The organism is Azospirillum sp. A23 (assembly GCF_042938965.1).
GTDB classification, from domain to species: Bacteria; Pseudomonadota; Alphaproteobacteria; order Azospirillales; family Azospirillaceae; genus Azospirillum; species Azospirillum melinis.
Genome location: NZ_CP170663.1, coordinates 20,840 through 36,062 on the forward strand (window position 1 = coordinate 20,840; position 15,223 = coordinate 36,062).

The window sequence follows — 15,223 nt, forward strand, 5'->3', positions numbered from 1 at the left end:
CCCCGGATTCGCCGGAGAACGATCCGGTTGAGACACGCCGCCATGCGATACCCCCGGCTCGGGCGTGACAGCGTGCTTCGACCGCAGCCGGGGAGTGTCGCTGATGGGATCAGGCAGGCAGCACCTTGTAGATCGGCCCGCCCCCGTGGACGTTACGGCGTCACCATGTCCAGCGGAGCCCGGCGGACAGCGCGTGGTTGGTATCCTTGCGGCGGAGTTCCCCGACATAGCCGACTTGAAGAGACAGTCCCTGCGTCATCGTCACGCCAACCCCGGCCCCCAGCACAGCGGCGTCGCGGCCCGGCTTGCCGGCCTGTCCGATGGCGAAGCGCGCGCCCCCCAGCGACGCCGTCGTGGTCGACCCCACGTCGCGCCAGTCATGCTCCCAGGCGATCAGGCCGGTCGGCTCCACCACCATGCCCTCCAGGGTCAGCCGCTTCCCGGCGCGCAAGCCGAACGAGCTGCGCAGCGCATCTTCCGCCCCTTCCTCTTCCGTCAGGGCAAGCGCAGCGGTGCCGGTCTCGGTGAAGCTGTCCCGGCGCAGACGGTCCCAGCGCAGTCCGGCGCGCGGCTCGAGCCAGGCGCCACCCACCGCCATCCGCGTCCCCGCCGACAGTTCGGCCGACAGCGAGCGTCCGTCCGTCTTGCCGGAGGCCGCCCCCGCCGCCGTGCCGAAAGCAATCGGCCGGGAGGCTTCGGTGCGGCTGTAGCCGTAGCCGAAGGCGCCGTCGACGAAGAAGGCGCCGGGCATCCAGCTGCCGTAGAGCGTCGCCTGATAGCTGTCCACGGTGCCTTCGCCCATTCCGTCGGAACCCTTCACCCGGCTACGCAGGAAGCCCAGCGCCATGCCCGCCTTGAAGGCCGGATCGAAGGCGTGGTCAGTGCCGACCAGGAAGCCGCCGGTCGACCGCGTGGCGGAACCGTCGCCGCTGTTGCGTCCCCAGGCGACCATCGGACGGCCCCAGAAGCTGGTGTCGCTCCCGGCATTGTCATTGCCACCGCCGGCCGCTTCCGGCAGTCCGGCGACGGAGCGCGCCTCGCCGTCGAAGACGAACTGCGCGACGCCGCCGACGCCGTCGGCCACCGCCGGGCCGCCGCGTCCCGACGCCTGGCGTGTCTCGATGGCACGGCCGAACATGCGGCGGTTGATCCGCTCGGCGGCCAGCGTGTCGGCATGGATGCGGCCAGAAAGCTGGTCCAGGGCAGGCGCGATCCGGTCGCCCGGCAGGGGGTAGAGTGTGTCGAACAGCGCCTGGGTCGAGGTGCTCGACGCCTGCCCGCCGGCGGCCGGGCGGATGCTTTCCAGCGCGGCGCCGACGCTGCGCTGGTTGGAGGTCTGGCCCAGCCCGGCTGCCGCGAGGTTCGCATAGCTGGCCGGGGTGGCCACCAGGGTTGCGGTGGTGACGCCGTAGATCAAGTCCAGGCGCGTGCCCGCCGCCAGCCCGGCGGCCGGCTGGTCGAGCCGGTCGAAGCGGCCGGAAACGCCGCCGTCGGCAGTGACCACGGTGAAGGTCTGGCCCAGCGCCGGGCTGAAACTGTTGGTGGCGGAGCCGGCGATCCCGCGCAGGACCGGCGTCAACCGGCCGCCGGCGGTGAAGGAGGCGCCGCGCACCACGACCTGGTCATGGTTGCCGGCTCCCGTTCCGGTGCCGGTACCGTCGATTTCCGCCTGATAGATGGAGCTGGCATTCAGCGTGACCGGGGCGGTGAAGACCAGCGTGCCCGGCGAATTGCCCGGCGCCAGGATGCCCGACACCGAGGTATCGCCGCCGATGCGGCCGCTTCCGCTCAGCGTCGCGCCGCTTGCGACCGTCACCCGGCCGCCGATGTCGCCGTTGACCTTCACGGAACCGCCATTGTCCACAGTAACGTCGCCGGTGATGGCTGCTCCCTCGCCGACCACGACCGATCCGCCGCCGACGGCGACCGGTCCCGAAACGCTGGCGCCCTTTGCGACCGTAAAGGAACCGGACTGGACGGCCATGCCGCCGTCGTTGGTGAGGCTGTTGGTCACGACCAGCGATCCGGTGCCCGTCACGGTCAGCCGTCCCGGACCGGTGACCGGACCTGACAAGGTGACGGTCGAGCCGTTCGGATCGATGATGCCGTTGTTCGCCTCGACGCTCACCGTCTGGTTCAGCGTCAGCGGTGCCGTCGGCTTCAGGGTGCCGCCGTCGAAGATGACGGTCGAGGTCTTCACCGCCCCGTCATCGTTGGTGAAGGAGGGCTTGGAGCCGTCGATCACGCCCGTGCTGACCGTGGGCGGCACGACGACCGGCGTGGTCGGGGTGGTGACTACGGGCGTTGTGGGCGTCGTCGGAGTTGTGACCACGGGTGTGGTGGGCGTGGTCGGGGTGGTGACGACCGGCGGGGGCGGGGGCGGCGAAACGGGCGCGGTGGCGACCAGCACCGTGTCGTTGGCGGTAACGGTGTAGCCGTTGAGGTCCACCGTCCCGACATAGGCCGTACCGGCCGCCGCCGTCCAGGTCACCACGCCGGTGGCCGCCACCGCCAGGGTGGTGCTGGTGAAGCTGGGGGCGGTGCTGCCGGCATTGCCGCGGATCAGGGCGACCGTCGCGCCGTTGGCGATGGTGACGCCGCTGAGCGTCGGCGTCACGGTGACGGTGCCGGCGCCGGGGGCGTAGTTGGCGGTGTTGGTGGTGTTGACGATATAGCCGGAGCCGGACGGGCCGATGGTGACGGTGATGGCGCCGGTGCCGGTCATGTTGCCGGTCGCGGTCAGCACCGAGCCGCCTAGCGCGACGGTGCCGCTGTTGACGATGGCCCCGACCGTGCCGGTGCCGCTTAGCGTCGCGCCCGACGCGATGGAGACGGCGCCGATGGTGCCGGTGACGTGCAGCCCGCCGGCGGTGATGCTGGTGCCGCCGGTGAAGGAACTGTTGCCCGCCATCGTCAGCGTGCCGGCACCCGCCTTGACGAAGCCGCCGGTGCCGGAAATCGAACCGGACAGCGTTGCGTCGGTGGCGGCCCCCGTCGTCAGGGTGTTGGCCCCGAGCAGGATGCGGCCGGCGCCGGACAGCAGGTCGATGGTCTGGCTGGCGTCGATCTTCAGCGCAGCGCCGGAAGAGATCGATACGGCGCCGCTGGACGGCAGGGCGCTGGCCGCAGCCAACGTTCCGGCGGTGATGTCGGTGCCGCCGCTGTAGTCGTTGGTCCCCGCGAGAGTCAGCGTGGTGCTGGAGGCCTTCACCAGCTTGCCGCCCGTGCCGGAGATCGACCCGGTGATGGTGGTGCTGGAGGATCCGCCGACCGTCAGTGTGTTGGCGCCGAGCAGGATATTGCCCGCGCCGGACAGCGCGCCGATGGTTTCGCTGGCGGCGAGCTGGAACGCAGTGCCGGTATTGACCGTCACCGCCGCCGAATCCGAGAGTGCCGCGCCGCCGGCGACCGTCAGCGTGCCACCGGCGATGGTTGTGGCACCGCTAAAGCTGTTCGTGCCGGACAGCAGCAGGGAACCGGCCCCTGCCTTGTACAGCCCGCCCGAGCCGGTCAGGCTCGATGCGATTGTCGCGCCGACCCCGCTGTCGGTGGTGATGGTCGACGGCGACGCGGTCAGGCGGATCGTGCCGCCGGTGAGCTGGTAGCCGTCGGTCGCGAAGGACATGCCCGCCGACGCCACCGTTCCCGAGACGGAGACCACACCCGCCGTGCCCTGGAAGTATGGGGTGATGGTGGCGCCGGACAGGATTCCGTTGTTTGAGCCGTCGGACTTGGTCCAGTTGGTCCCGGCGCTGCTCCAGGTTCCGCTGCCGCCGTCCACCGTGGCGTTGCCGGCATTGCCGACGGCATCGCCGTCCCAGTAGAGCCGGGTGGTCGGCGTGAGCGTCACCAGCAGGCGGCTCAGGGTTCCGCTGATGGTGCTGCTGCTGGCGACGGAGCCGTCGAAGCCCGGCGCCGTCACGCTGACGCCGGTGTAGTCGGTGCCGGTGGTCGCGGCGCTGACGATTGTGTAGGTTCCGCCGCTCAGGGTCGGGCTGCCCGCCAGCGTCGTGCGCGCCGCCTCCATGACGATGGAGCCGTTGGTCAGGGTCGCCGCGCCGCTGACCGACAGGGCCCCATAGGTCGAGCTGTTGGTGACGCCGACGATGAGCGTCGCCGAACCCTGGCTGTAGTTGCCGGTGATCGTCGTGGCGCGCTCGGTGTACAGGGTGCCGGTGTTGGTGACCGTACCCGCTCCGGAATTGACGGAGATGTTGTTGTTCAGGAATGTGTTGCCGGCCAGGGTCAGGTCGCCGCCGGACGTGATGGTGGAGACGGAGCTGCCGCCAATGCGGCCGAGCAGCGAGCCGTAGACCGTCCCCGTTCCGCCGGCGATGGTCAGGGGGCGCGTGCTGCCGTTCGAGATTGCTCCCGCAATCGTTCCGACGTTGGTGATCGAGGTCAGGGTGCCGTTGGCGCTGATATAGACCGCCTGGCCGGCGCTGAACGAGCCTTGCAGCAGGCCGCTGTTGATCAGGGTGCCGATCAACCCGTTGGTGATCCCGACGGCGCCGCCGGCTGCAATCGTGCCGTTGTTGGTGAAGGCCGTGATCGCGGCGCCTGTCCCGTTGATGCCGACCGCAAGGTTGCTGGAGGCGGTGTTGGGAATGAAAGTGCCGTTGTTGACGAACGACCCGATCGTTCCGCCCCCCAAATTCAAGAAAGAATTCGCGCCGCTGGTCACTCCCGAATTCACGATCACGCCGATCGTGCCGGTGGCGCCCAGGAGGAGGTTGAAGGCCGTGCCTTGCGGCGCGAGCACAGCTCCGCTGTTGACGATCGTCCCGATGCTTGCGGCACCGCTCACATAGATGGCGTCTCCATACACCGAATAGCCGGTGATCGTTCCAGTGTTGCTGATCGCGCCGATTGTCCCGCCCGATATGAAGAGGGCGCGCGCCGACTGGCCGATAGTGCCGCTGTTGGCGATGGTGCCGACCGTCGCGCCGGAGGCGACGCTGACGCCATAATCCGCCTTGACGACACCCTCATTCACGATGGAGCCGACCGTGCCGGTGGCCACCGCGCCGGCCGTCGAAGACAGCGTGTGCGAGATCGTGCCGGTGGACGTGATCGACAGGCTGTTTCCGCCCGTGACCGTCTGGACCGAACTGACGGATGACGAAACGGTGTTGGTCGTCTGCGCCGCCGCCGGGGACGCAACCATCGGGCCGAGAACACCGAGCATGACGATCAGGGACGCGCCGGTGAGAAGCGCCCGGCGGAGGGTGGGATGCCTATGCGTGGGAACGGTGGACGTCATGGCCGTGGCTTTCGTGCGTCGGGGTCTTGGCATCGGGCGGCAAGACTGCTTGTCCGTCCCCAGGGGAGGACGCGATGGGAGGGGCGCCCGACGCGTGCGCGGGCGATGAAGAGATCTCGGATGCCGGCGGCCTGCGAACCGGTATTGCGGTCCGGCCTTTCCTTCAGCCCTGGCGGACGCTGGGCGGAAGGTTCGCGACGATGCTTGTCCGCCGGGATAAGGAGTCTGTCATCAGCACACCGATGGACTTGAGTTGGCTATCCCTGATTGCAGACTCGCTGCCGGATGGGACGCTTATTCGCTTCTATTCGATATCGACTTCAGATTTCCAGAAATAAATTTTGACAATCCGAATCAATCAGAAATTTTTCAGAGATGAAAGTAGATGATGGCGCATATAAACTCATTAACTAGCTGTTTACGATGATCGAAATACAATGAAATCGCCTGAAAGATTTTGAAAGATTTCTCTCTTGCTCAGAGAGCGCGTTCAGTTTTCTGCAATTCTCCACGGAGTTGTGATGAATATCCTGAAGGGGGCCGGCGTCGCCGGCTTGCTGGCCGTCGCCGGAAGCGCCGCCTTCGCGCAGGGAAAGCCGTTGGCGGACGATGCCGCCTCCGCCCCCTTGTGGAACAAGCAATGCGTCAAGGAAGGGGAGCGGGAGGTCTGCTTCATCGAGCAGTATGCCGTGGCGATGCCGTCCAACACCGTCCTTCTGAACATCCGGATCGGCTATTTCGGACCGGAGGGTCGGCCCCGGATGATTGTGACGGTGCCTATCGGCGTGCTGCTGGCGCCCGGCCTGGTGATGTCCATCGATGCCGGCAAGCCGGTGACTCTGCCTTTCGAAAGCTGTCAGACCGGTGGCTGCCGGTCGGTGGCGGACATGGACCAGCCGACGCTCGACCAGATCCGGCGCGGCAACCGCATGACCATGCGCTTCGTCGGTGCCGACCGGAACGCGCTGGATATTCCCATATCGCTGAAGGGGGTGGACGCCGCCCTGAAGCAGCTCAAGAAATAGGGCGATCATGGCGCGGAAGACCGGCAGGACTGGCAGGACGGCGCTTGGCGGAATGGCGGGCAAAAAGCCGGGCGGCCGGAACGCGGCATCCCAGCCGCAAGGCATTCCGGTGGAAACAGCCATCGATCTTGCCTACCGCCACTGGCAGGCGGGACATGGGCAGGAAGCGGAAATCCTGTGCCGCCAAGTGCTGGCGGTCTGGCCCGGCCAGTGCGATATGCTTCATCTGCTGGGGCTGATCGCCGACGGCGCGGGCCATGCCGATCTGGCGATCGATCTGCTGACCCAGGCCGTCGCGGTACCCGGCGCACCCGCCTCTTACGCCAGCAACCTGGCGGAACTCTGCCGCCGCCGCGGTCGTCTGGAGGAGGCGGAGCGGGCCGGCCGTCGCGCGGTCGCAACGGACCGGACGCTCGATGGCGCCTGGAGCAACCTGGGAATCATCCTTCAGCAGGCAGGCAAACTCGCCGACAGCGTGCGCTGCATGCAACGTGTACTGGCGCTGACCCCCGACTTCGCGGCAGGGCACAACAACCTGGGCAACACGCTGCGCCTGTCGGGCCGCCCGGCCGAAGCCGCCGCCAGCTACAGTGCGGCACTGGTCCTCGGTCCGGACTATGCCGACGCCTGCAGCAACCTGGGCGGTTTGATGGCAGCCGCAGGGCGGTCGGACGAGGGGCTGGACCTGCTGCGGCGGGCGGTCGATCTCGCCCCTCATCTGGGTGATGCATACATCAACGCCTCGGCGCTCGAGGGCGCACGCGGACGGTGGAGCGAGGCGCTGGCCTGGCTGGACGCGTTGCGCGATTTCTCCCCCTATCATCCCGCTCTGCCGGTCGGGAGGGCCAGGGCGCTGGCCCATCTCGGCCGAACCGCCGAGGCCCTTGCCGATGTGAAGCGGGCGCTGGTCCTCCATCCGGCGGATGCCGAAGCCCTCGCCATCCGCGACCGTCTCGCCGATGCCGGCCCCGCCGCATCCGCCGACATCGGGGAGGCCCGCCCGTCATGACGAACGCAGCGGAACTGGAAGCGGAGGGACGCGCCCATCTGGCGGCCGACCGGCCGGAAGACGCCGAGCGCTGCGCCCGGCAGGCGCTGGCGGAGAGTGGCGGTGCAGTCGGGCTGTGGCATCTGCTGGCCGTGGCGCTGCGGGTCCAGGGCCGCGTGACAGAATCACTGGAAGTCTACGCGCTGATGGTCGACCGTCTGCCCGGCAACCTCACGATCCGCTTCGAGCTGGCGGAACTGCTGCTGCTGTTGGGGGATTTCGAGCGCGGCTGGCGGGAATACCGCTACCGCTACAACATGGTCCACACCATGCCTCTCGAACGCAAGATGCAGCGCCCGCGCTGGGACGGCCGGCCCATCCCGGGCAAGACGCTGCTGATCCACGACGAGCAGGGCTATGGCGATACCTTTCAGTTCTTGCGCATGGTCGCCTGGGCCAAGCGGTGCAGCCAGGCGAGCATCATTCTCCAGATCAACCACGAGCAGATCGATTTCGCCCGCCGCCTGAAGGGCATGGACTGGGGCGGGGCCGACGCGCTCGTGCTGCGCGGCACCTTGCCGCCGCCCTTCGACATCCATTGCGAAATGATGAGCCTGCCGATGGCGATGGGACTGCGGTTGTCCGATCTGCCCGACCCGGAACGGGAGTGGTCTCCCTATCTGAGCGCCGACCCGGCGCGGGTGAAGCGGTGGGGCCGGCGGCTGAAATCCCTGCCGCGGCCGCTGGTCGGGCTGGTGTGGGCCGGACGGCCGACCCATCTCAACGACGCGAACCGCTCGTTGTCGCTGGACCATCTGGCTCCGCTGGCACGGACCGGCGCGACTTTCCTGGCCCTGCAAAAGGGCCCCGCCGCCGAACAGGCTTCCTCGCCGCCGCCGGGGATGCGGATCGAGCGCCTGTCCGATGCGATTGCCGATTTCGAGGACACCGCCGCCATTCTGACCCATGCCGACCTGCTGGTTTCGGTGGACAGCGCCCCAGTCCATCTCGCGGGTGCGCTCGGCCGGCCGGCCTGGGTGATGCTGCCCCATGTCCCGGACTGGCGCTGGCTGCTGGGACGGGGCGACACACCCTGGTATCCGACGGTTCGCCTGTTCCGGCAACCGGCGCGCGGCGACTGGGACAGCGTGATCCGGGATGTCGGCGAAGGGCTGCGCGGCCTCGGAGGGGAACGGCGTCGATGAGCCGGCAGCGGTTCCTGCCATGGGCCGTCCTGTGTGTCGTTCTGGTGCTCGCGTTCTCCGCTGCCGCGGTGCGGGCCGAAACCGTGTTGGTGGATGGTCGGGACCAGGTCGAACTGTCGGACTTCGCGATGCTGCGCGATCCTGACCGCAGCCTGACCATCGGCAAACTGCGCGGCGGTCCGGATGCGGCCCGCTTCGCACCGGCCCCCCGGCTGTCGCAGGATTACAGCCTCGGCATCACCACAGACGCCCTGTGGCTGCGCACCAGCATCGATGTCGGTCCACAATCAGCGGGACGGCGCGTTCTGACGCTGGCCGTGCCCAACTTCGATCGGCTGGAGGTTTGGGGATCGTGGACTGCCGGGTCCGAACCGATTGCCGTTCTGGGCGACCAAGCGCCCCGCCCGCTGCCATTCCGGCGGAACGCCGCCATCATCGACCTGCCGGCTGGGCACCACACCCTGTGGTTCCGTGGGGTCACCAGCGGATCGATGGCGGTGCCGCTCGACCTGTGGCGGCCTGCAGCCCTGATCCGGACCGAGCAGCTTGAAAATCTGACACATGCCGCACTGGTCACCGTGGTCCTGTTGCTGGGCGGCTGCGCGATCATGCTGGCGGCAACGCTTCCCAGCCTTGCGCTCGCCTTCTATGGGGTGTCCGCCTTCGCAACGGCTGGGCATATCATGGCGATGACCGGGCTCGATTTGCTCCTGTGGGGCCGTCATCTGCCGATAGGTGGCGGGAACCCCTTCGTCTGGCTGGTGATTTCGGGCGTGTTCGGCATCGGATTCCTGTTCGCGGCGCTGCCGGTGCGGCGGGGAGCCCGCTGGGTGGTTCCGGTTCTGGCGACGCCCATCCTGCTCGGAACCGTTCTGCTGGTCATCTACGACCTGTTCCTGGATGGCGATTTCGAAGTGGACGTGATCCTGCGTCCCCGCAACCTGACCCTTCTGATCCTGGTGACCGGTCTGGCCGCCAGCATCCAGTCCTGGCTCGCCGGGTATCGCGCGGCACTGTACATGATCGCCGGCTGGGCGGTGCTGGCCGCCGGGAACGTGCTGACGGCACTGCGCAACGCCGGTGCCGTGCCGTGGAACGACGCCACCTATTTCCTGCCGACCTATGCGCCGATGGCGGAAATGCTGTTCTTCGGTGCCATGAAGGCGGCGCGTCTGCGCCTGCTGCGGGTGGAGAAGGACCAGGCGCAGCGCGCACTGGTGGACGCCCTTCGCCGCAACGAGGCCGAACTGGCGGAGCGGGTTGACCTGCGCACGATGGCGCTCGACCGGGCGAACGCGGCGTTGCAGGACCGTGAGGCGCAGCTTCGCCAGACGCTGGAGGCCGTGCCGCTCGCCATCGTCCTGACCGACGCGGTCCTCTCGAAGCCGCTCTACGCCAACCGCCGCGCACGGGAGCAGCTGGGCGGCAGCGACCTCTACCATGACCCGGCCGACCGTGACCGCCTGCTGGCCTTGTTGAAGCGCGACGGACGGGTGGAGAACGCCGAATCCGAGATGCTTGACGGCACCGGCAACCGTTTCTGGGCGTTGGTGTCGATGGTGCCGATCGACTACCAGGGTCAGCCGGCACGGCTTCTCGCCGTCAATGACATCACCGGCCGCAAGCAGTTGGAGAAGGAACTGACCAAGGAGAAGGAGATCGCCGACGCGTCGGTTGCGCTGGAGCGGGCGGCCCGCGAGGCTCAGCGCCAGTTTCTGGCGATGATCAGCCATGAGTTCCGCACGCCGCTGGCGGTGATCAGCACCGCCGCGCAAACCATGGGGTTGACCGCCGAGGACGAGGCGACCAGCCAGCGTCTGCTGCGGATCGAACGGTCGGTGCGCCACATGAATGGAATGATCGAGGCCTGCCTGCTGGACGACAGGATAGAGGGGGCGGGGCTGCTGCTGCGCTCCAGCCTGTTCGATCCGAAGGCGCTGGTCTGCCGCATTGCCGAAGCGGCGCAGGCCGCGGCACCGCATCATCGGATTTGCGTCACGGCCGAAGCTCTGCCCGATCTCGCCGGGGACGAGCGGCTTCTCGGCGTCGCGCTGTCCAACCTGATGGAGAACGCGGTGAAATATTCACCTTCCGAAACAGTGATCGAGGTCGCGCTCTCCCAGGAAGGGGACAATGCCGTCTTCTCCGTCGCCGACCGGGGGCCGGGAATTCCCGACGACGAGCGTGAGCGCGTCTTCGAGAAATATTACCGCGGTGCCGCCACGGGAAGGATTCCGGGGGCCGGCCTGGGGCTGCACCTGACCCGTCACATCGTGACCGCCCATGGCGGTGCGGTCGGCATTCGCAACCGGCCGGACGCCGGCGCCCTCTTCACGATCCGGCTGCAATTGCCGCACATCGTGCCGCCTGATGCGGATGACAGGTTCGTCTGAGCGCTTTCCTGGAAAACGAGGCTGGAGGATCGGGATGGGCAAGACGGAAAGCCCTTTGGCACTGTTGGACGTGCTGGTGGTCGAAGACCACGCGGATCTGGCGGAGGAGGTCGTCGCCTATCTCAGGGCGCGCGGTTTGACCGTGCGGGCCGTCGACAGCGGGCGGACGATGGACCAAGCCATTCTGGAGCGCCGTCCCGACGTGATCCTGCTCGATCTCGGTCTTCCTGAGGAGGATGGCGTATCCATCGCCCGGCGGTTGGCCGCGAACGCACGGCTCGGCGACCCTGCTATCGCGGTGGTTGTCATCACCGCGCGCGGCCGGGTGGAAGACCGCATCCTCGGCCTGAACGCGGGCGCCGACATCTATCTGGTCAAGCCGTTGGACATGCGCGAACTGGAAGCGGCCATCGGCGCAGTCATGCGCCGTCGTGGCGACCAGCCTCCGCCTGGGACACGCCCCTGGCGGCTGGAAGCCGCCCGGTGGCGCCTGCTGACGCCGGACGGAGCGGCGATTTCGCTCAGCGACGTCGAGGTGCGCCTGCTTACCCCCTTCTTCGACGCTCCGGATTCAGTGATCGAGCGCCGAACGTTGGCGGAACGCTTGGCCATCGACGACCGGGGAATCGATCTTCTGGTCCACCGGCTTCGCCGCAAAGTGGAAGCCGAAGCCGGCGAAGTCCTGCCGTTGCGAACCCTCCGCTCACGCGGATACGCCTTCGCCGCGACGGTCGCATCATGACCGTGCATCAAGAGTCGCTGATCGTGCCCCTGGGCGTGGTGTAGGACCTGGGTCGCTCATCAGGTTCTCCGGCCGGTCTGGCCGGATGGTCAGGCGGCCACAGCGGGAAGGCTGCCGATGGGATCATCGCCGAGCGGGGCGATGGTTTCCAGCGTCATGTATCGCGCCCTCTGGACGGCCCATTCATCGTTTTTCTCCAACAATATCGCACCGATGAGCCTTGTAATCGCTTGCTCGTTCGGAAATATACCCATCACTTCGGTGCGCCGCTTGATCTCGCTGTTGAGACGTTCAATCGGGTTGGTCGAGTGGAGTTTGGCCCGATGCTCCTTGGGAAAGGTCATGTAGGCCAGGACATCTTCTTCCACCTCGTCCATCAGGGTGGCCAGCTTCGGCAACTTGGTCCGGACCTGATCGGCCACTTGCCGCTATTGCGTGCGTGCAGATGCCGCATCATCCTGCACGAAAGCCGTGGCGATGAAAGCCGCCACGACACGGCGCCCGCTCTTGCCGGCGTGGGCAAGCGTGGTCCTGGAGAAGTGCACCCGGCAGCTTTGCCACGTCGTCTGGAAGACGCGGGTGACGGCGGCCTTGAAGCCGCCATGGGCGTCGGAGATCACCAGCTTGACGCCGCTCAGACCACGGCGCTTGAGCTTGCGCAGGAACTCGATCCAGAAGGTTTCCGCCTTCGACGGGCCGATGTCCATGCCCAGCACCTCACGCCGGCCATCGGATGGCGCTGTGGCGGGCCGGTTCCCCACAACTCCTACATCACCCCCAAGGGGCACGACCTTTTCCGGGACCAGCTCAGTCCTTAGGGCATGTCGGAAGCGGCACTCGCAACGGGAAAAGGGCAGGGCCGAAGTGGGGCAGATCGTCACTGGCGGTATAGTCAACTCTCGGTGGTTGCGCCCCCCGCAACCAAAAACACAGTGCGCCCCGGTTCGAAAGAGCCGGAGCGTTCGTGCGTCTGGGCTTTGTGCATCAGAGACCTGCCGAGCGGGTCAACATCCAAACCCTGCCCCGGCAGGGAAGGGCCTCACGCCCCACAACGAATCCGTTGCGCCCGTCAGAAGTGCAAGAGGCGCCCGCCGCCGTCAAACCGCGGTTCGGCGGACCACGAGTTCGGGCAGGACGAGATCGACCTCGCGGTTCGGCGGACTCCCCTTGCCGACGCGCTCGATCATCGCCATCAACCGGCCGACCTGGCTGTCGAGGTTCGGGCGCAGGCTGCTCAGGCCGAAGGCCGGCCAGGAGGCCATGGGGATGTCGTCGAAACCGAGGATCGCAACATCCTCCGGCACCCGCAAACGGAAGGTGGCGGCAGCCTGGAGGGCGCCCAGCGCGATGATGTCGTTGAAGCAGAACAGCGCGTCGGGGCGGTCCGAGCGGGCGAACAGCCGCGTTGCGGCGTTGTAGCCGCCTTCAAAGCTGTTGTCCTCGGACTCCTCCTCCATGAAGGGCAGGCCGGCATCCTCCAGCGCGGCGGCAAGCCCGGCCCGTCGCCGCCGGTTGGCGTCGGTCTGTGCCGTCTTGGTGACGTAGGCGATGCGGCGCCGGCCGGACTGCACCAGAAAGCGGCCCCCCATCAGCCCGCCGAGCCGGTTGTCGCAGGCCACCCCGCCAAGCCCCTCGATCTGCCGGCCGAACTGGAACACCGGGGTGTCGAGCGCACGGAGTTGGTCGACGACATGGTCCGACACGGTTCCGCCCATCACCACGATGGCATCCACCTGATAATCGAGCGCATGCATGGTCGAACTGGTCAGATCGTGCTGCCGCGTCTCCGGGATGACCAGGGCGCGCCTGTCTGCCTCCGCGATGGCCACCAGCAGCTTCTTCAGCACCAGATCGGTGTGCGGGTTCTCCAGTTCGGCCAGCAGCAGGGCAACGAGGCCGGTGTTCTGGCCGGTCAGCGAGCGGGCGATGACGTTGGGGCGGTATCCCAGCGCTTCCGAGGCCGCCACGATGCGCTTGCGCGTCTCCTCCGACACCAGCCCATCGCCGAAACAGCGGGAAACCGCCGAGCGTGAAACGCCCGCCATATCGGCCACCTGCTGGGCGGTCACCCGCGATTTCATTGATGACACTGGGGTCCCGTCCCTTGCCCGCATCCGGATCGTTGCCAAGGGATACTGAGGGCGAACCCGGACGATCGCAAGCGCTATGCGTTGCCCGGAGATTTCACTGAATGCGGCACTATACTGCACGCGCGTGCAGCGCTAGAAACCTCCGCGACGATGGCGGCCGGGGCGGGGTTTTGGCCCTTTGGCGAGTGCCGTTTGATCGGCCCTGCTGTGTGGAGGGTGCCATGGCCGCCATTTTTCGCCGTTTCCAGGCTGATGTGCATATCTCCAATCTTCGGCATGATTCCGGAGGGGTGCGCCTGTCTGGGGATTGACAGTTGTTCGCGTCTCAAATAGCGTGACCTACGAATGAACGCGCGTGCATAAACAATTCAAAGCGGCGGGCCATGCCGACATCGCCGAAAGAAGCCGTCCGTTTCCTTGAAGGGAGGAACTTCATGCATTGCAAAACACGACGCCCGGCCACGGCCGCCGGCCGGAAGCGCCTGCGCTCGATGTTGCTGGCGGTAACCGCGGCGGCGGGGCTAGCCGTCCTGACCGGGCCGTCGCCGGCCGCCGCGGCGGAGGTGGTCGTCTACTGCTCGGTCAACGAGGACTGGTGCCGCGAGGTGGTGACCTCCTTCGAGCGCAAGACCGGCATCAAGGCGCTGATGACCCGCAAGAGCGCGGGCGAGGTCTATGCACAGCTTCGGGCCGAGAAATCCAATCCGAAGGCCGACATCTGGTTCGGCGGCTCGGGCGATCCCCACCTGCAGGCGGCGGAAGAGGGGCTGACGGAGCCGTACAAATCGCCGGAACTCGACGGGCTGTATGGCTGGGCGATCCGCCAGGCGGAAATCTCCGGTTACCGCACGGTCGGCATCTACATGGGCGCGCTCGGCTTCGGCTATAACAAGGACCTGCTGGCCAAGCGCAAGATCGCGGCTCCCGCCTGCTGGTCCGATCTGGTCAAGCCCGATTTCCGGGACGAAATCCAGATCGCCGATCCCAATTCGTCCGGCACCGCCTACACCATGCTGGCGACGATGGTGCAGTTGATGGGCGAGGATGCGGCCTTCGATTACCTGAAGAAGCTGCACCGCAACGTCAACCAGTACACCAAATCCGGCGCGGCTCCGGCGAAGTCGGCGGCACAGGGCGAAACCATGCTGGGCATCGCCTTCCAGCACGACCTGCTGGTGGAGGCGATTGCCGGCGCCCCGGTCGCCATCGTCGCCCCCTGCGAGGGCACAGGCTACGAGATCGGCTCGATGAGCCTCGTCAAGGGTGCGCGCAACCCCGACACCGCCAAAATCTTCTACGATTGGGCGCTGACGCCCGAGGTGCAGGCACTGGGCGCCAAGGCCAGGAATTTCCAGATTCCCAGCAACAGCGGCGCCCAGATCCCGCCGGAATCGCCGCGCGTCGACAAGATGAAGCTGATTTCCTACGACTTCGCGCGCTACGGCTCGAGCGCGGAACGCACCCGCCTGCTCGCCAAGTGGGATCACGAGGTCAAGTCCCTGTCCAGATAGGTCCCG

Annotated in this window: 8 protein-coding genes and 1 pseudogene; 6 read left to right on the forward strand and 3 right to left on the reverse strand. The window is 67.2% G+C overall.

Annotation, left to right across the window (positions count from 1 at the left end; all coding sequences use genetic code 11):
* Positions 1–160: 160 nt before the first annotated feature.
* Positions 161–5,263: an autotransporter domain-containing protein gene (locus tag ABNQ40_RS00100; RefSeq protein ID WP_109049651.1), complete on the reverse strand. Its 5,103-nt coding sequence runs from the start codon at positions 5,261–5,263 to the stop codon at positions 161–163.
* A gap of 521 nt (positions 5,264–5,784) precedes the next feature.
* Here ABNQ40_RS00100 and ABNQ40_RS00105 point away from each other — a divergent pair.
* From ABNQ40_RS00105 to ABNQ40_RS00125, 5 genes are read left to right on the forward strand one after another with little or no spacing between them, the layout of a single operon-like run.
* Positions 5,785–6,288, forward strand: a complete 504-nt coding sequence (locus tag ABNQ40_RS00105; RefSeq protein WP_109049649.1) for an invasion associated locus B family protein — start codon at positions 5,785–5,787, stop codon at positions 6,286–6,288.
* Positions 6,289–6,295: 7 nt separating this feature from the next.
* Positions 6,296–7,297, forward strand: a complete 1,002-nt coding sequence (locus ABNQ40_RS00110; protein ID WP_391345280.1) for a tetratricopeptide repeat protein — start codon at positions 6,296–6,298, stop codon at positions 7,295–7,297.
* The gene (locus tag ABNQ40_RS00115) at positions 7,294–8,481 is read left to right on the forward strand and encodes a glycosyltransferase family 9 protein (RefSeq protein ID WP_109049647.1); all 1,188 of its coding nucleotides are present in this window, start codon (positions 7,294–7,296) and stop codon (positions 8,479–8,481) included. The genes ABNQ40_RS00110 and ABNQ40_RS00115 overlap by 4 nt, the downstream gene beginning before the upstream one ends.
* Positions 8,478–10,874, forward strand: a complete 2,397-nt coding sequence (locus ABNQ40_RS00120; protein WP_109049646.1) for an ATP-binding protein — start codon at positions 8,478–8,480, stop codon at positions 10,872–10,874. The genes ABNQ40_RS00115 and ABNQ40_RS00120 overlap by 4 nt, the downstream gene beginning before the upstream one ends.
* A gap of 34 nt (positions 10,875–10,908) precedes the next feature.
* Positions 10,909–11,616 (forward strand): response regulator transcription factor, encoded by a 708-nt coding sequence (locus tag ABNQ40_RS00125; protein WP_158285577.1) that lies wholly within the window; start codon positions 10,909–10,911, stop codon positions 11,614–11,616.
* A gap of 89 nt (positions 11,617–11,705) precedes the next feature.
* On the opposite strand, the pseudogene ABNQ40_RS00130 reads toward ABNQ40_RS00125, so the two are convergent.
* Together ABNQ40_RS00130 and ABNQ40_RS00135 are read right to left on the reverse strand one after the other, a co-directional pair.
* Positions 11,706–12,350: pseudogene (locus ABNQ40_RS00130) on the reverse strand (IS256 family transposase); the annotation flags it as partial.
* 363 nt (positions 12,351–12,713) lie between these two features.
* Positions 12,714–13,685, reverse strand: coding sequence for a substrate-binding domain-containing protein (locus ABNQ40_RS00135; RefSeq protein ID WP_158285576.1), 972 nt, complete (start codon positions 13,683–13,685; stop codon positions 12,714–12,716).
* A gap of 455 nt (positions 13,686–14,140) precedes the next feature.
* On the opposite strand from ABNQ40_RS00135, the gene ABNQ40_RS00140 reads away from it, so the two are divergent.
* Positions 14,141–15,217: an ABC transporter substrate-binding protein gene (locus tag ABNQ40_RS00140; protein WP_247879758.1), complete on the forward strand. Its 1,077-nt coding sequence runs from the start codon at positions 14,141–14,143 to the stop codon at positions 15,215–15,217.
* Positions 15,218–15,223: the final 6 nt, after the last annotated feature.